Here is a 16,065-nt window from a genome sequence, read left to right as displayed (position 1 = left end):
CTATTTTGTTATGCTTTTTTCTGTTCATCATTCGTTTTTTCGGTAGCTAAATGGCTATGCTTTCTAGAGTAGAAGAAATAGAAGCATAAACCGACTATAAGCCAAGCTATAAAGCTAATCCATGTCGTTTTAGATAAATTAGCCATCAAATATAAACAGCAAAGAATCGCGACAACTGGTAATACAGGTACGAAAGGTGTACGGAATCCACGTTTTAAATCAGGATGTGTTTTTCGTAAAATAAGTACCGCGCAGCAAACGAATGTAAAGGCTGTTAACGTACCGATGTTTACTAAATTTGCTAGCAAATGTAAATCTAAAAGTCCTGCTAATAAAGCGGCAATAACGCCAGTAATCCACGTATTTAATAAAGGGATTTTTACTCTTTTATTTACACGTGCTAACGCTTTTGGAAGTAGACCGTCACGGCTCATCGCATACGAAACTCGAACTTGTCCATACATAACGACTAAGAGAACGGTTGTCATTCCAGTCATCGCTCCAACAGCGAGTAGTCCTGCAATTGCATCCTCACCAACGAAATGCAATGCAAATGCAACTGGATCAGAAACGTCTAATTGCGTATAAGGAACCATACCTGTTAAAACGAAAGATACGATCATATATAAAACAGTACAAATAAGAAGAGAACCGATAATACCAATTGGTAAGTCACGCTGCGGTTTTTTCGTTTCTTCTGCAGCGGTTGCGATTGCATCAAAACCTAAAAAGGCGAAGAATACAGTGGCAGCTCCGGTAATAATACCGTCGTATCCGAATGGAATGAACGGTGTCCAGTTTTCAGGTTTTACATATTTTGCGCCTGCTACGATAAAGGCAATGATAACAGCTAGTTTAATAAGAACCATAATATTATTAATGCGTGCACTTTCACGTATACCAAAACTTAAAAGACCAGTAATAAGAAGTAAAATGCAGACAGCTGGTAAATCGATGAGACCACCTTTTCCTACGCCGGGGGCCGAGGCGATTATGGCGGGTAGGTGTATATTGAACCCTTGTAGTAATGATTGCAAATAACCAGACCAACCGACAGCTACTGCTGCAACGGCAAGTAAATATTCGAGCATTAAACACCATCCGACGATGAAGGCGACGACTTCTCCGACTGTCATGTATGCGTAAGTATACACACTTCCTGAGACAGGAATAGAAGAAGCAAATTCAGCATAACAAAAGGCTACACAAGCACAAGTAAATGCAGCAATAAGGAATGATAGCATAATACCAGGACCAGAATGTTTTGCTGCAACAATACCTGTTAATACAAAGATCCCTGTCCCAATTACGGCGCCGATCCCTAAAAACGTTAAATCGAGTGCAGTTAATGTTCTATCTAGCTGCTTTGGTGATTCAGTACTAAGCGCTTTTTTTCGTAATAATGACTTCACTTTGGACTCTCCCCCCGTTTTTTCATTTCCATAACTGCGACTATAGTATGAGCCCATTAAAAAAGAGTATGTAAGGAAATGGAGGTACAGTTATGGTATGTAGTTTTTTAAAATTGCTGGATTAATCTTAATATAATTCAGAATATTTTGTCAAATAAAAATATGAAAAATAAAATTCGGATCAATAGGGGAAACTACTTGCAGAAATGAACGGGGGTTAACGACCCACTGATTAAAGTTAAAGTAGGAGCAGATGCTATGTTATTTTATTTTGAACTTGTCGTCATTTTACTTTGTACGAAATTAGCTGGTGACATTAGCGTGAGACTTGGTCAGCCTTCTGTACTTGGTAAGTTAATTGTCGGTATTATTATCGGTCCAGCTGTACTCGGTATTATTAATAGTTCTGAACTAATTGATGAACTGAGTGAGATTGGTGTTTTGTTACTTATGTTTATGGCGGGACTTGAAACAGATTTAGAAGAGTTAAATCGGAATTTGAAATCGTCATTTGCAGTAGCGGCTGGTGGAATTATTTTTCCTTTCATCGGTGGTTATGTAACAGGATTGCTGTTTGGATTAATGCAGTCCCATGCCATTTTTTTAGGATTATTACTTTGCGCAACATCGGTTAGTATTACGGTGCAGACGCTACGTGATTTAGGAAAAATGAATACGAGAGAAAGTACAACAATTTTAGGTGCTGCCGTATTTGATGATGTCATTGTCGTTATTTTATTGGCATTTGTAATGAGTTTTTTAGGAACACAAGATGTAAATATAACACTTGTCATTGCAAAGAAAATTATTTTCTTTGTAAGTATTGTTTTTATTGCTTGGAAAGTCGTTCCTTGGATTATGAAAATGCTTGTCCCGCTTCGTGTAACAGAAGCGTTAATTAGCGCGGCTCTTATTATTTGCTTCTCTTTTTCTTATTACAGTGAAATGATGGGAATTGCAGGCATTATTGGAGCATTTGCAGCAGGAATTGCTATTTCTCAAACAGAGTATAAGCATGAAGTGGAACATAAAATTGAACCGATTGCTTATGCAATATTTGTTCCAGTATTCTTCGTAAGTATCGGAATGGAAATTACATTTCAAGGCATTGGAAGCCAGCTTTGGTTCATTATTATTATGACCCTCATTGCGATTTTCACAAAGTTAATTGGATCAGGTTTAGGAGCGAGATTGACAGGTTTTAATCTCCAATCTTCTATTAGTATTGGCGCGGGGATGGTATCACGTGGTGAAGTAGCACTTATCATCGCAGCAAATGGACTTACGGCGAATTTATTAGCGAAAGAAAATTTCACAGCGATTGTTATTGTTGTTATATTGACGACGATTATTACACCGCCACTTTTGAAGAAATATTTTGTATAGAGAGGAAGGGCTTATCTGATGTAGGTAAGCTCTTTTTTTATTCCAAAAAGCAATGGTCATATAGCATGAAGGGTTTGTAATTATGGTAAAATCTATGTATGTGATATGACAAGGAGAGGGAAGTGTGAAGATTACGAAGGAGAAGGTTATCGGTGTAATCGTACTTATTGCAGTATGTATACCATTTACTGCATGGAAAGAATCAAAAGTGAAAGATTTTCCGGTTTCTATTTTTTCGGAAGAAGCAGATGGTGAGTACGGTCAGAAGCTGAAATATACTGCTTTTTTACCTGATGTTGCGATTTGGATGAACGGTTGGAAAGAGAAGTGGACAGAAGGAGAAAGAACTGTTTATCAAAAAGGGAATCGCATTGTAAATGTGTTTCATCCTCCTGGCGATGATGGTTTTTACCTTCTTGAAGCAAGAGAAAATAAGTGAACGCAACCGTAAGAAGTGGAGGTTAAATAGTGAAAGCTTCAACATTACTATTTAAAATTGAAAGTAATATGGATCAATTTTCACCAGCTGAAAAGAAGGTTGCCATGTACATAATGGAGAATGCAGAGATTGTTCCGAACTTAACGACGAAAGAAGTGTCAACGAATGCAGGCGCAAGTGAGGCGAGTGTCGTTCGTTTTTGTAAGTCGATTGGGATCGGAAGTTTTAAAGCATTTAAGATAGCACTCGTTCGTGAATTAACGATTGCTGATTATAATATTAACGATTTTTCAGTGATGAATACGGAAGATGGACCGTACGATTTGTTTAATAAAGTCACTTATGTGAATAAAGCTGCAATTGAGGCGAGCGTTACTGCGATAGATAAGAAGGAACTTGAGAAAGCTGCAGATCGTATTGTCAATGCGGGCAAAATTATATTTTACGGCGTAGGTGGATCAGCTACGCCAGCAATGGATGGGGCGTATAAATTTACACGGCTTGGATTTACAGCGATGATGCTATCTGATTTTCATATGATGTTGCCGCTTGTGACGAATTTAAAAGAAGGCGATATATTTGTTGCGATTTCAACATCTGGTCGAACGAGAGATGTGCTTGAAATGGCGCAGTATGCAAAGAGACAAGGTGCAACTGTTATTGGAATTACGAAGCTAGATCAATCATCCCCCTTATATAAAGAAGCGGACATTCGTCTTTGTATGCCAGATGTAGAACAAGATCATCGTATTGCAAGTATTGCGTCGAGAATGACGCAACTGAATATGATTGATGCTTTATATGTGATTACTTTCAACCGAATTGGTAATAAAGTATTGGATCAATTTATGGAGACGCGAGAAGAAGCGTTGCGGTTACGGAAGTTAAAGTAGAAGAAAAGATGAGGAGACTCATCTTTTTTATTATCTTTGACACAAATATGTCATGTTGTGAAATTTTATTTCATAAAATAAGAAAGGGATATTGATTTTTAGTTTCTTAAAGTTATAATAAAAGTGTGAAATATAATTTCAAAGAGGGTGACAATATGTTAGAAAATTTATCGACAGAACATCGTAATGAGAAAACAATGAATCTGGATGAAATGAGCATAAAAGAAGTATTGCAAAGTATGAATGAAGAAGATCGAACTGTTGCGTTAGCAGTTGAAAAAGAGATAGAACAAATTGAAAAGGTTGTACAGACTGTTATTAAATCTTTTGAAGAAGAGGGACGTTTAATTTACATTGGTGCTGGTACGAGTGGTCGTTTAGGTATTCTAGATGCAGTGGAATGTCCGCCGACATTTGGCACGGATGATAAAATGGTGCAAGGATTTATAGCAGGTGGGTTGAAAGCGTTTACTAAAGCGGTGGAAGGTGCCGAAGATCGCGAAGAGTTAGCAGAAGAAGATTTAAAAAGTATTGGATTAAATGAGAAAGATACAGTGATTGGAATTGCTGCAAGTGGCAGAACTCCTTACGTAATTGGCGGCTTGAAATACGCACAGAGCGTAGGAGCGAGTACAGCGAGTATTTCTTGTAATAAAAATGCTGAAATAAGTAAATATGCAAAGTTAAATGTAGAAGTAGAGACAGGTGCAGAAATATTAACAGGATCAACGCGTTTAAAAGCTGGTACAGCACAAAAATTAGTGCTGAATATGATTTCAACAGCTTCGATGATTGGTGTAGGAAAAGTATATAAAAACTTAATGGTAGATGTTCAATCCACAAATGAAAAGTTAGTAGAACGGTCAAAACGAATTATTATGGAAGCAACAGGCGCTAGTTATGAAGTAGCGGCAGAGTATTATGAAAAGGCAGAACGTAACGTAAAAGCTGCCATTGTTATGGTGTTGTTGCAGTGTGAGTATGGGGAAGCACTGGAGAAACTAAAATACGCAAAAGGGTTTGTGAAGAAAGCACTATAAAGTAATAGGAAGGGGGATTCTATTATGAAGAAAGAAGAGAGAATGGCCAAGGAAATTTCGGAGCAACTTGGGGGAATAAAAAATATTCGTAGTATTGCTCATTGTATGACGAGACTACGTTTAACGCTTCATGATGAAAGTAAAGTAAATATGGACCTTTTGAAAAAAGTTGAAGGCGTTATGGGTGTTATAGAAGATGAGACGCTTCAAGTTGTCGTTGGTCCAGGAACAGTAAATAAAGTAGCAGCTGAAATGGAAGGTTTGACAGGACTACGAATTGGTGAGGTAGCAGATCATCACCTTGAAGATATTGGGCAAGAGATGAAATCAGAGATTAAGAAGAAAAATAATACACCGGTGAAAAACTTTTTACGAAAAATAGGAAGTATTTTCATCCCATTAATTCCGGGGCTTGTTGCGTCAGGAATTATAAACGGGGTTGCTAACTTTGCGAAAAATGCTGGTGCTGATCCAAATGCAACGTGGTTACAAATGTTACTACTCATTGGCGGCGGTATCTTTACATTCTTAGGAATTTTAGTCGGCTGGAATACAGCGAAAGAATTTGGCGGGACACCGGTTCTTGGGGCAATTGCTGGTATTTTAATTTTCAACCCGGCGATGGCAAACGTAAAATTGTTTGGTGAAGCATTAGTGCCCGGACGGGGCGGATTGTTTGCAGTTATTTTTGCAGCATGGCTTATGGTTGTAGTGGAAAGACAAGTTCGAAAAGCAGTGCCAAATGCAGTTGATATTATCGTGACACCACTCATTACTGTATTAGTTGTAAGTATCGTAACGATGTTAGCCATTCAGCCATTAGCAGGTTTCTTATCAGATGGTATTACGAGCGGAATTAATGCTATTTTAAATATTGGCGGAGCATTTGCTGGCGCAGTACTTGCGGGAACATTTTTACCTCTCGTTATGGTCGGATTGCATCACGGTTTAACACCAATTCATATGGAATTTATTAATCAAACACACGTAACACCTTTATTACCAGTGCTCGCAATGGCTGGTGCTGGCCAAGTGGGCGCAGCAATTGCGATTTATGTGAAAACAAAAAACAAACGACTTCGAAATGTAATTAAAGGTGGATTGCCAGTTGGCTTTTTAGGAATTGGTGAGCCGTTATTATACGGGGTTACATTACCACTTGGGAAACCGTTTATTACTGCTTGTTTAGGAGCGGCTGTCGGTGGTGCATTCCAAGCAGTTATGCAAACGGCTTCACTTGGAATTGGCGTATCAGGGCTATCTTTAATTCCGTTAATTGCTGACAATAAATATTTACTATATTTCTTAGGTTTAGTAATTGCATATACTTTCGGATTTATCTTTACGTACTTCTTCGGATTTAAAGAAGAAATGGCAGAAAACATATAGAGAAAGGGATTCCTTTCTCTTTTTCTATTAATAGAAAGGGAGATTTATATGATCGGAGTTTCCATTTATCTTTCAAAAGAACGAGTAGAGAAACAAGAAGAGTGGCTAAAAGTGGCGAAGGAAAATGGATTTTTGTCTATTTTTACATCACTTCATATACCAGAGGATGATCCTGGTACGTATAAAGAGTTAATTCAGATACTTGGGAAGCAGGCTCTTGAAAATGAAATGGAGTTAATGGTTGATGTTTCTCCAAAATCGTTACATCATTTAGGGCTAACATATGAAAATGTGGAAGAACTATTGGACTGGGGCATTACCGGTTTAAGAATGGATTACGGCATTGCGCCAAAAGAAATTGCAAGCGTATCTCATAAGATGAAAGTAGCTTTAAATGCGAGTACGATTACAAAGCCATTTTGGAAAGAGTTACTTACAGAACATATACGAGTAGAGAATGTAGAAGCGTTGCATAATTTTTACCCACGTCCAGAGACAGGACTAGCAAAGTCCTTCTTACAAAAACAAAATCAATATTTACAGGAGTGCGGAATAAAAACGATGGCATTTATTCCAGGAGACGCGGAAAAACGTGGTCCGTTATATGAAGGGTTACCAACGTTAGAAAAACATCGCAATATGCGCCCGCTTGAAGCGTACTTAGAACTTGTTCAAGATTGTGGTGTTGATAAAGTATTGATTGGAGATATAAGCGCAAGTTTGGAAAGTATGCAAGAAGTAGCTAGTGCGAGTAGGGGGATTATTCCATTGCGTTACAAATCATTTATAACTGATAAAGAAGTATTAAAAGTGGTGGAGCAAGTGCATACAAATAGACTAGATCCGGCTCGTGATGTTATTCGATCTGTAGAATCAAGGGAAGGAAATAGAGTGGTTTTACAGCCGATGCATACAATTGTAAGAAAGAAAGGCAGCATTACAATTGATAATGAATTGTACGGTAGATATGCAGGGGAGATGCAAGTTGCTACACATGATTTACCTGTAGATGAGAAAGTGAATGTTGTGGGAATGGTTGTGGAAGAGGACGTGTCTTTACTGCCTTATATTGGCGCTGGAAAAATGTTTCAACTTTTTCTATGCGATAGAATAAAAGCTTGAATTAGCGCTATTTTGTAGGAAAACATTATCCGTAAAACGGATAATGTTTTTTATTTTCTTTAAAAAAGTATTTGACGAATGAAATAAAATACCGTATTGTTTTGACTTGTAAATAAAAGTTCACCATAACAAAACAAAAAGGAGAGTTCAAAATGAATCAATATATTGGGAATTTAATTATTCGTATCGTGTTAGGAGTTACGTTCTTTGCACACGGTTTAGCAAAGTTTCAATCAGGTATCGATAATGTAGCAGGATGGTTTACAAGCATCGGTTTACCAGGTGGCCTTGCATACGGCGTAGCAACTGTAGAATTAGTTGGTGGTATATTATTAATTATCGGTTTAGGTGTACGATATGTAGGATTGTTATTCGCTCTTATTTTAGCTGGAGCTATCGTAAAGGTAAATGGAGCAGCAGGTTTATTAGGAGATGGAAAGAATCCAGGATATGAATTAGATCTTGCATTATTATCAATGGGTGCGTATTTATTCGTAGTAAAAGCAGAAGGATATGTAGATCGTTTCTTAAAAGAGAAAGTAATGAAAACGAAGTAAATTTTATTTATAAATTGTTGACTTGAAGAATTATTGTAACTATAATGATTACAACTAATGAATTACGAATGAAACAATTTAAATATTTTTTTACACAAGGTGTAACTACATTGGTTACGTCTTGTGTAAAAATAAATAAACGGGAGGAAGTAATATGCCTAAATCAAATTTAGAAATTATTCAAAGCACGTATGAAGGATCAGCTTCTTCGAATGCAAAGCATTTAGCAGAAGCCTTCTCTGAAAAAGTGGAATGGACAGAGGCAGAAGGTTTCCCATACGGCGGAACATATAAAGGCGTAGAAGCTATAATGGAAAATGTATTTAGCCGTTTAGGATCAGACTGGGATGATTATAAAGCAAGTGTAAATACATATCATGAGGTAGACGGAAAAGATGTAATTATTGCAGAAGGTATGTATTCTGGAGTTTATAAAGAAACAGGAAAATCATTTGAAGCAGAATTTGTTCATGTATGGCAGCTTGAAGATGGAAAAATCGTGAAGTTTAAGCAATATGTAGATAGTCATATTGTTAGGGAAGCGATGAAGAGCTAATGCTTTTTAAATGGATTGTAGGTATATGTATTACCATTATGGTAATCATCTCTTCTATAGTTGGCGGAAAGAAATTGCTTGCATATGTGGAAAAAGAAAATACAAATATTCAAACCGAGCGAGCGGCAAACGAAAAAGAGAAAAAAGCTGCAGAAGAAGCCCCGCAAATTAGTGAAGGTGAAATTATTTCTACCATGCATAAAATGGTGCACCAAAAGGTAAAATCCTCTGAAAAATGGGGATTTGTAGAGATGACAAAAAAGGAAATTTCTAATGTAAAAAGAGATATTGAAAATAGTACAGGTTTTCAATATAAAATGAAGTTATTTTCTATTATAAATAGATGGGAAAAAGGAGATTTTTCTCAAACTGTTGAGGAGCATAACTTTTTATGGAGCCTTCAAGGTGGAGATACTGGCAAGGCGACGGAACGTTTATCGCCAGAAGAGGAAAAGCAGTATATAAAAGAAATGAAGAGTAAATAAAAACATCGCCAACCCAGATGACGATGTTTTTTCATTAAGGATGTTTTCGCATTAAAGGTCTAACAGGCTGAACAGCGACAGTTTTGAAATGAGAAAATAAATAACATCCTGTTACAACGACAATTGTTCCTAAAATTTGTATCCACGTTAATTCTTCTCCGAGGAATATGAATGCTAAAATGGCTGTGAAAATTGGATTGAAGTTTAGAAAAATACCTGATGTAGTTGCGCCTAATTTTTGTACGCCAATATTCCAAAATACCATACAAAGAACTGTCGAAATAAGCCCAGTATATAAAAGTGATGTGATGAAAGAAGTATTTATATTTGAAACAGTGAAGCTACCTATGTTAAACGGTAGTAATAAAATAACGCCGAAAATACCAGAGTACAACGTTGCCATAAGTGGTGTAGTTGTTTTTGTTGCCCATTTACTACAAACAGAATAGATTCCCCAAATACAAACTGCTGCAATCATCCATAAATCGCCACTATTAAAATGTAGTGAAAATAAAAGCGAGAAATCACCTTTTAATAGGACGAGGATAACCCCGAAGAATGAAAGAATCATGGATAGGATTTGAAGTGTATTTACTTTTTCTTTTAGAAATAATACTGAAAATAATGCAATTGAAATTGCATTCAAAGTAGAGATAAGACCTACATTCGTAGCGGATGTTTTTTCTAATGCTAAAAATTGAAAGATGTTAAAAAGAGCGACCCCTGAAATTCCCATCAATATTAACGGAAGTATTGCGGTACGTGGTGGAAGGATTTTCTTTTCTTTAAACCATACCATTGGTAATAAACAAACAATCGCAATCATCCATCTTAAATTTGTCAGTGTCATCGGCGATGCATGATCGACGAGTGATTTTCCAACGACGAAATTTCCTCCCCATAATAAGCTCGTTAGTAATAGTAAAAAGACGTAAAAATAAGGCATGATAAAATCCCCTTTTTTGTAATCAATACTTATTGTAAATAATTTTAGCATTTTTCTTTATTGTGTAATATATTCTTTTGTATAATGGTGAAAACTCGATAAAATCTTTAGTGATGAGTGATATTTACGGAATGATATTCAGTTTCGTGTAAGGTATAAGGTGTTTTTTCGAATAATCATCGGTAAGAAAAAAGGGGGAATTGTAATGGAGTCGTCTGTTATTAAAGTGTTGGATGATTTGGATGTACAAATTTTAGATATATTGCAGAAGGAGTCACAAGTAAGTAATGCAGAGCTGGCACGTCGCGTTAATTTATCACCGGCTGCGATGCATGCAAGAATAAAAAGATTGGATGGGGAAGGTTTCATCGATAAGCAAGTCGCGATTTTAAATCAAGAAAAGCTTGGGTTTGATTTATTATGTTTTATTTTTATGAGTACGAATATTCATCAATTTGACAAGTTGGAAGTGTTGGAGAAAGAATTAGAATCGATGCCGGAAGTGTTAGAATGTCACTGTTTAACAGGAGAGTACGATTATTTATTAAAGGTTGCAAATCGTGATCGTAAAGAACTAGAGCAGTTTATTAGAAAGCTGAATAAGCTTGGTATTACAAGGATACAGACAAGTTTAGCACTTCGTGAAATTAAATATTCGACAGTATTGCCGATACGAAATGAGGAACCGAGCATCGATTAGATTGCTTGGTTTTTTGTTTGTATAAATTGATTGACGAGGAGAAAAGAGAGATGTATTATTATATAAAATTATGAATTAAAATTCATTTGAAGTTATAAATATTAATATCGAGGGCAAGGGGATGTAATATGAAAATCTGTAATGCGGTGACGAGTGATGTGAAAGAAATTTATAGTCTTATTGAGGTTTATGCAAAAGAGGGAGTTGTTTTACCGCGATCTCTTTTGTCTCTTTATCAATATTTGCAATGTTTATATGTTATGAAAGAGGACGAGAAAATTGTTGGAGTTGCTGGATTGCATGTATTGGGGGAAGATCTTGCAGAAATACGATCGTTAGTAGTTTCGCATACATATGCAGGAAAAGGGATAGGGCGTATGTTAGTGAACCATGTAATAAATGAAGCAGCGAAAATAAAAGTGAATAGAGTCATTTCTTTAACATATGAAACGGAATTTTTTCAAAAGTGCGGGTTTGATTTTGTGAATAGAGAGGCGTTACCAGAGAAAGTATGGATTGATTGTAGACATTGTCCAAAGGTTGATTATTGTGATGAAGTGGCGATGGTTCGGTATGTTGGGTGAAAGTTTCAGAGAGAGAAAAGTCCCACTATTATTTATGTAATAGTAGGCATCTATATTTTAGGGGAATTAAGAACTTGAATTCGTTTTTCGTACTGCAAAATTAAAAATGGGATTTTTAAGCTCATAGTTATAAGTAGAACCATCGACAAGCCCTACAACTTTATCATTATCATAAAGATCGAGCATAAATTGTGCCATTTGTTTTGCAGTGTGGAATTTTGGTACAACATTATCGTATTGGAATTCATCAATATCAAATGAACGTTTCGCAAATTCTGTTTCAGTTGCAGCAGGAGCTAAAACTTTTGCTTGCAGTTTTGCGCCTTGTTCTTTCAGTTCGTGAGACAGCCCTTCTGTAAAGGCACTTACATAAAATTTCGTAGCGCAATACGTAACAGCATCAGCAACAATCGTGTATCCGCCGCCAGATGAAACGTTAATAAGCTGTGTTCCATCAACCATTGAATAATCTCGAACGAAAAGAGAAGAGAGTATTGTTAGTGCTTCTATATTGACATGCAACATCGTCTCTATTTTATTTAAATTTTGTTCAGCAATTGAGGCGAAATTACCAAAACCTGCGTTGTTAATCCACGTTTCAATTTGAAAAGCTTGTAGGCTTTCATAAAGTTTATAAACATCTTCAGTCACAGATAAATCAGTTTTTCGAATGACAACATCCAACTCAGGATGCATTTCGTTAATTTTCAATTTTAATCCGTTTAATTCTTCTTGTCTTCGAGCTACAAGTACTAAATTTTTTCCGCGAGATGCAAATGCTAAAGCTGCTTCATAACCAATTCCGGAACTTGCGCCAGTAATAACCGTGTATTTCATATAAAATCCCCCTAAATTCAAATTCATTTATGGTTAGATTGTATTTGTTAGAGTATACTCTAAGTCAAATGTTTTTTATAAATTTGATTCGGTCATAAGATATATGAGGGTAAGCATATGGAGGGAGTTTGAGTATGTACACAATTAGCGAGGTAGCAAAATTATTAGGAGTGAGCACACATACACTACGCTATTATGAAAAGGAAAGTATATTAATTGCAAATCGTGATACAAATGGAAATCGACTTTACGAAGAGTCACATATAAAGTGGTTGCAGTTTGTAATGAAATTAAAACAAACGCAAATGCCAATAGCGAAAATAAGAGAATACGCTAGACTATATACAGAAGGGGAGCATACAACAGAAGCTCGTTTACAGCTTCTAGAAGATCATAGGAAATCTATTCAGATTCAAAGAGAAAACTTAGAAGTTACAGAGAAGATGCTCGAGAATAAAATTAGTGCATACAAAGGCTCATTGGAAAATAAATAGATGTTGTTATGTGATGAAAAATGGATTTGATCTATGAGTATTTCATCATAGTGTGCGGATAAATAAAAAAGAGCAGCTAGCAAAAGCTAACTGCTCCATTCAAGGGATCTCTCCAAGGGGGAGTGGAGAAAATATTATGTTACTAGCATTATTGACAGATTATTAGGAAATATACAAATCTGATGATAGAAATTTTAAATAAACTTTCGGCATTGACAATTTTTAAAATGTTCATGTACAATACATATGAATGACATTCAGTCATTTTTATGTGACAGGATGCATTTAGCTTAGAAATGGAACAAATACAATGGTAAATGAGGATGATAGTTGTTTTTATATAGTATTGATGAAAGAGTATATTTTTTTAAAACAAAAATGACTGATAGTCAGTCATAAGAGGTGAGAGGTATGAAAAATAGAGCTTGGTTATATGTCATATTAACATGTATCTTTGAAATTTTTTGGGTGTTTGGTTTTAATACGGCTAATACTTGGTGGCATTGGATTATTATTTTAGGAGTTATCGCTGTTGATTTTCACTTCCTTTCTAAAGCGTGTGAACATCTTGCAACAGGAACTGTATATGCTATTTTCGCTGGAGCTGGTACGGTAGGTACTTTCTTAATGGATGTATTTCTTTTCGGTGGAAGTTTCAGCGCAGGCAAACTATTCTTCATTCTTATGGTAGTAGCCGGCGTTATCGGTTTAAAGTTAGCTGACAATAAAGAAGAAACTGTGGAAGGAGTTGCTTAAAAATGGGTTGGTTTTTCGTATTTTGTGCTGCAATTAGTGAAATAGTCGGTGTGATAGGACTTAAAATGTATAGTAAAGATAAGACATTAGCCAATGGTGCGATTTATATAGGTGGGTTTGCTACATCCTTCGCATTTTTGTATACTTCCTTCTTATTTTTACAAGTAAGTGTCGCATATGCGGTTTGGATTGGTATCGGAACAGCAGGTGCAGTTTTGTTAAACATGTTCTTGTTTGGTGAGTCGAAAAGTAAAGCGCGTATCATTAGTGTGTTTCTTATTGTATGTGGAGTGACAGGATTAAAGGCACTTTCTTAAAGATATACTGTATCTCCTAACAAGTCGTTAGGAGATTTTTATTATAAAAAGTGCACGATAATTGACAGTACAGCTAGTTATTTTATAAAATGAGTGACAGTCATTCAATACGCGTGTGAAAGGGTTTAGATGATGAATAAAAAAGAGAAAATTGTCTATGCAGCTATTGAAGTGTTTCAGGAAAAGGGCGTCGAAAAAACGAAGATTTCTGATATCGTGAAATTAGCTGGCATTGCGCAAGGAACTTTCTATTTATATTTTCCTTCTAAGCTATCTGTTATGCCTGCAATAGCAGAAGTGATGGTTGAAAAGATGATACTTGCAGTGAAAGAAAAAGTACAAAAAGATGTACCTTTTTCAAATAAAGTGGCACAAGTAATCGATGCGGTGTTTCACTTTATAGAGGAATATCGTGAAATACAAGCTTTAATGTATGCAGGTCTTGCATCTACGGAACATATAAAAGAATGGGAAGCTGTGTATGAGCCTCTTTATATGTGGCTAAGTGAATTTTTAAGTGGGGCGAAAGAAGCCGGTGAAATTCGTGATTCAGTTCACGCAGAGCGAACAGCGAAGTTATTTATTGCTCTTGTTGAATCAGCAGCGGAACAAGTTTATTTATATGATCATAAAGATGATGAGCAGGTCGAGCTACAAAAGGCAGAAGTACTAGATTTTTTAACACATGCACTACATATAAAGAAATAGTGAGATGAACCTGTCTGAAAAGGTAGGTTTATTTTTGAGGGGAAATGAATGATAGTCATTCACCTAATATTTATGTATGTGTGGAAGGATAGAGTGAAATTCTAATGAGTGGAGGCATCTCTACTCATGATTAGCCCACAAATAGCAGGATAAAGAAAAAGCTTCTTGGGCATTATTTTTTGAGAGGAGCTTACGGGAAGAGGTGTTAAAAAGTGAAGAAACCGATAAAAGAACAAAAGATGGTATTGGTCATTCTTTTGAGTAATATATTTATCGCTTTTTTAGGGATTGGATTAATCATTCCGGTTATGCCGTCCTTTATGAATGATATGGGTTTAACAGGGAAGACGATGGGATATCTCGTTGCAGTGTTTGCAATGGCCCAGCTCATTACTTCACCTATTACAGGCCGATGGGTTGACCTTTACGGTAGGAAGAAAATGATCATCATTGGATTATTTATTTTTGGTGTTTCAGAACTTCTTTTTGGATTAGGAAAAGATGTATGGATGCTTTATGTAGCAAGGGTATTAGGCGGAATTAGTGCTGCGTTTATTATGCCTGGTGTTACGGCATATGTTGCGGATATTACATCTATTCAGGAACGTCCAAAGGCGATGGGATACTTATCTGCGGCTATTAGTACTGGATTCATTATAGGGCCTGGAATCGGCGGATTTATTGCAGAATACGGTATACGTGTGCCGTTTTTCGTTGCAGCAGTAATTGCTTTTATAGCATGTGTGATTTCGATCTTTATTTTAAAAGAACCGTTAACGAAAGAAGAACTTGCAGAGATTTCTTCTAATACGAAAGAATCAAGTTTTATTGGTGATTTAAAGAAATCATTACATCCAATGTATGCAATTGCATTTATTATTGTATTTGTACTCGCATTCGGATTATCAGCGTATGAAACAGTGTTTAGCTTGTTCTCTGATCATAAATTTGGTTTCTCGCCGAAAGATATTGCAGCGATTATTACAATTAGTTCAATCTTTGGGGTAGTTGTACAGGTATTTATGTTTGGCAAATTGGTAGACATGTTCGGTGAGAAAGTATTAATCCAAATATGTTTAATTGTAGGGGCAGTATTAGCATTCGTCTCGACTGTAGTCTTTAATTATTGGATTGTACTTCTCGTTACTTGCTTCATTTTCTTAGCATTTGATTTACTTCGTCCAGCTTTAACGACGTTTTTATCAAAAGCAGCTGGAAAAGAGCAAGGATTCGTTGCTGGTATGAACTCGACTTATACGAGTTTAGGAAATATCGCAGGACCAGCGATGGGCGGAATATTATTTGATATGAATATTCATTATCCATATGCATTTTCAGGCGTTGTTTTAATAGTTGGTCTCGGCATTACATTTATGTGGAGAGAGAAACAGTTGGCTGAAAGTTTTGCGAAGTAATAAAACCCCTTACGACGGTAAGGGGTTTT

General features: G+C 36.2%; 19 protein-coding genes. 16 read left to right on the top strand and 3 right to left on the bottom strand.

Going from position 1 to position 16,065, the window contains the following annotated elements:
- Positions 1 to 8 precede the first annotated feature (8 nt).
- Positions 9 to 1,469 (bottom strand): amino acid permease, encoded by a 1,461-nt coding sequence (locus ACLBXA_RS13615; protein ID WP_003276830.1) that lies wholly within the window; start codon positions 1,467 to 1,469, stop codon positions 9 to 11.
- A gap of 201 nt (positions 1,470 to 1,670) precedes the next feature.
- On the opposite strand from ACLBXA_RS13615, the gene ACLBXA_RS13610 reads away from it, so the two are divergent.
- The 9 genes from ACLBXA_RS13610 (at position 1,671) to ACLBXA_RS13570 (ending at position 9,279) form a co-directional block, all read left to right on the top strand.
- On the top strand, positions 1,671 to 2,798 hold the full coding sequence (locus ACLBXA_RS13610; RefSeq protein ID WP_000899807.1) for a cation:proton antiporter: 1,128 nt from the start codon (positions 1,671 to 1,673) through the stop codon (positions 2,796 to 2,798).
- Between the two features lie 124 nt (positions 2,799 to 2,922).
- A complete protein-coding gene (locus ACLBXA_RS13605; protein ID WP_000704960.1) occupies positions 2,923 to 3,237 on the top strand; it encodes a hypothetical protein in 315 nt (104 codons plus the stop codon).
- A gap of 29 nt (positions 3,238 to 3,266) precedes the next feature.
- Positions 3,267 to 4,130, top strand: a complete 864-nt coding sequence (locus ACLBXA_RS13600) for a MurR/RpiR family transcriptional regulator (protein WP_000648168.1) — start codon at positions 3,267 to 3,269, stop codon at positions 4,128 to 4,130.
- A gap of 155 nt (positions 4,131 to 4,285) precedes the next feature.
- A complete protein-coding gene (murQ, locus tag ACLBXA_RS13595) occupies positions 4,286 to 5,170 on the top strand; it encodes an N-acetylmuramic acid 6-phosphate etherase (RefSeq protein ID WP_000892343.1) in 885 nt (294 codons plus the stop codon).
- A 24-nt stretch (positions 5,171 to 5,194) separates the two neighbouring features.
- Positions 5,195 to 6,559, top strand: coding sequence for a PTS transporter subunit EIIC (locus ACLBXA_RS13590; protein WP_000711295.1), 1,365 nt, complete (start codon positions 5,195 to 5,197; stop codon positions 6,557 to 6,559).
- A gap of 48 nt (positions 6,560 to 6,607) precedes the next feature.
- Entirely contained in the window at positions 6,608 to 7,681 is a 1,074-nt protein-coding gene (locus tag ACLBXA_RS13585; RefSeq protein WP_000580615.1) for a DUF871 domain-containing protein, read from the top strand.
- A 152-nt stretch (positions 7,682 to 7,833) separates the two neighbouring features.
- Entirely contained in the window at positions 7,834 to 8,238 is a 405-nt protein-coding gene (locus tag ACLBXA_RS13580) for a DoxX family protein (protein ID WP_001077751.1), read from the top strand.
- Positions 8,239 to 8,392: 154 nt separating this feature from the next.
- Entirely contained in the window at positions 8,393 to 8,794 is a 402-nt protein-coding gene (locus ACLBXA_RS13575) for a nuclear transport factor 2 family protein (RefSeq protein ID WP_001126695.1), read from the top strand.
- Positions 8,794 to 9,279: a PRK06770 family protein gene (locus tag ACLBXA_RS13570; RefSeq protein ID WP_000897996.1), complete on the top strand. Its 486-nt coding sequence runs from the start codon at positions 8,794 to 8,796 to the stop codon at positions 9,277 to 9,279. Before ACLBXA_RS13575 ends, ACLBXA_RS13570 begins: the two co-directional genes overlap by 1 nt.
- A gap of 34 nt (positions 9,280 to 9,313) precedes the next feature.
- On the opposite strand, the gene ACLBXA_RS13565 is transcribed toward ACLBXA_RS13570, so the two are convergent.
- Positions 9,314 to 10,225, bottom strand: a complete 912-nt coding sequence (locus tag ACLBXA_RS13565) for a DMT family transporter (protein ID WP_001146241.1) — start codon at positions 10,223 to 10,225, stop codon at positions 9,314 to 9,316.
- Between the two features lie 205 nt (positions 10,226 to 10,430).
- Here ACLBXA_RS13565 and ACLBXA_RS13560 point away from each other — a divergent pair, with 205 nt between their 5' ends.
- The gene (locus ACLBXA_RS13560) at positions 10,431 to 10,925 is read left to right on the top strand and encodes an Lrp/AsnC family transcriptional regulator (protein ID WP_000446097.1); all 495 of its coding nucleotides are present in this window, start codon (positions 10,431 to 10,433) and stop codon (positions 10,923 to 10,925) included.
- Positions 10,926 to 11,053: 128 nt separating this feature from the next.
- Positions 11,054 to 11,509, top strand: a complete 456-nt coding sequence (locus ACLBXA_RS13555) for an N-acetyltransferase (RefSeq protein ID WP_000686659.1) — start codon at positions 11,054 to 11,056, stop codon at positions 11,507 to 11,509.
- Positions 11,510 to 11,575: 66 nt separating this feature from the next.
- Here the strand turns inward: ACLBXA_RS13555 and ACLBXA_RS13550 are convergent, their stop codons facing one another.
- Complete coding sequence (locus ACLBXA_RS13550) at positions 11,576 to 12,346, bottom strand: SDR family NAD(P)-dependent oxidoreductase (protein WP_000878080.1); 771 nt, start codon at positions 12,344 to 12,346, stop codon at positions 11,576 to 11,578.
- 134 nt (positions 12,347 to 12,480) lie between these two features.
- Between ACLBXA_RS13550 and ACLBXA_RS13545 the strand changes: the two genes are divergently transcribed.
- The 5 genes from ACLBXA_RS13545 (at position 12,481) to ACLBXA_RS13525 (ending at position 16,036) form a co-directional block, all read left to right on the top strand.
- On the top strand, positions 12,481 to 12,840 hold the full coding sequence (locus ACLBXA_RS13545; protein WP_000288075.1) for a MerR family transcriptional regulator: 360 nt from the start codon (positions 12,481 to 12,483) through the stop codon (positions 12,838 to 12,840).
- 411 nt (positions 12,841 to 13,251) lie between these two features.
- Positions 13,252 to 13,596 (top strand): DMT family transporter, encoded by a 345-nt coding sequence (locus ACLBXA_RS13540; RefSeq protein ID WP_000796019.1) that lies wholly within the window; start codon positions 13,252 to 13,254, stop codon positions 13,594 to 13,596.
- A gap of 2 nt (positions 13,597 to 13,598) precedes the next feature.
- Positions 13,599 to 13,913, top strand: a complete 315-nt coding sequence (locus ACLBXA_RS13535; protein WP_000539671.1) for a DMT family transporter — start codon at positions 13,599 to 13,601, stop codon at positions 13,911 to 13,913.
- Positions 13,914 to 14,042: 129 nt separating this feature from the next.
- On the top strand, positions 14,043 to 14,621 hold the full coding sequence (locus tag ACLBXA_RS13530) for a TetR family transcriptional regulator (RefSeq protein ID WP_002162922.1): 579 nt from the start codon (positions 14,043 to 14,045) through the stop codon (positions 14,619 to 14,621).
- Positions 14,622 to 14,833: 212 nt separating this feature from the next.
- Positions 14,834 to 16,036, top strand: coding sequence for an MFS transporter (locus ACLBXA_RS13525; RefSeq protein ID WP_000742945.1), 1,203 nt, complete (start codon positions 14,834 to 14,836; stop codon positions 16,034 to 16,036).
- The last annotated feature ends 29 nt before the right edge of the window (positions 16,037 to 16,065 follow it).

Source organism: Bacillus sp. D48C, assembly GCF_053345735.1.
The sequence above is the reverse complement of the archived record's forward strand: the minus strand, read 5'-3'. Positions and strand labels throughout refer to the sequence as shown.

Coding starts and splice junctions, on each gene's coding strand:
- murQ (WP_000892343.1), top strand. CDS start 4,286: ATGTTAGAAAATTTATCGACAGAACATCGTAATGAGAAAACAATGAAT.
- ACLBXA_RS13550 (WP_000878080.1), bottom strand. CDS start 12,346: ATGAAATACACGGTTATTACTGGCGCAAGTTCCGGAATTGGTTATGAA.
- ACLBXA_RS13580 (WP_001077751.1), top strand. CDS start 7,834: ATGAATCAATATATTGGGAATTTAATTATTCGTATCGTGTTAGGAGTT.
- ACLBXA_RS13530 (WP_002162922.1), top strand. CDS start 14,043: ATGATGAATAAAAAAGAGAAAATTGTCTATGCAGCTATTGAAGTGTTT.
- ACLBXA_RS13570 (WP_000897996.1), top strand. CDS start 8,794: ATGCTTTTTAAATGGATTGTAGGTATATGTATTACCATTATGGTAATC.
- ACLBXA_RS13590 (WP_000711295.1), top strand. CDS start 5,195: ATGAAGAAAGAAGAGAGAATGGCCAAGGAAATTTCGGAGCAACTTGGG.
- ACLBXA_RS13555 (WP_000686659.1), top strand. CDS start 11,054: ATGAAAATCTGTAATGCGGTGACGAGTGATGTGAAAGAAATTTATAGT.
- ACLBXA_RS13575 (WP_001126695.1), top strand. CDS start 8,393: ATGCCTAAATCAAATTTAGAAATTATTCAAAGCACGTATGAAGGATCA.
- ACLBXA_RS13545 (WP_000288075.1), top strand. CDS start 12,481: ATGTACACAATTAGCGAGGTAGCAAAATTATTAGGAGTGAGCACACAT.
- ACLBXA_RS13565 (WP_001146241.1), bottom strand. CDS start 10,225: ATGCCTTATTTTTACGTCTTTTTACTATTACTAACGAGCTTATTATGG.
- ACLBXA_RS13615 (WP_003276830.1), bottom strand. CDS start 1,469: ATGGGCTCATACTATAGTCGCAGTTATGGAAATGAAAAAACGGGGGGA.
- ACLBXA_RS13540 (WP_000796019.1), top strand. CDS start 13,252: ATGAAAAATAGAGCTTGGTTATATGTCATATTAACATGTATCTTTGAA.
- ACLBXA_RS13535 (WP_000539671.1), top strand. CDS start 13,599: ATGGGTTGGTTTTTCGTATTTTGTGCTGCAATTAGTGAAATAGTCGGT.
- ACLBXA_RS13610 (WP_000899807.1), top strand. CDS start 1,671: ATGTTATTTTATTTTGAACTTGTCGTCATTTTACTTTGTACGAAATTA.
- ACLBXA_RS13560 (WP_000446097.1), top strand. CDS start 10,431: ATGGAGTCGTCTGTTATTAAAGTGTTGGATGATTTGGATGTACAAATT.
- ACLBXA_RS13585 (WP_000580615.1), top strand. CDS start 6,608: ATGATCGGAGTTTCCATTTATCTTTCAAAAGAACGAGTAGAGAAACAA.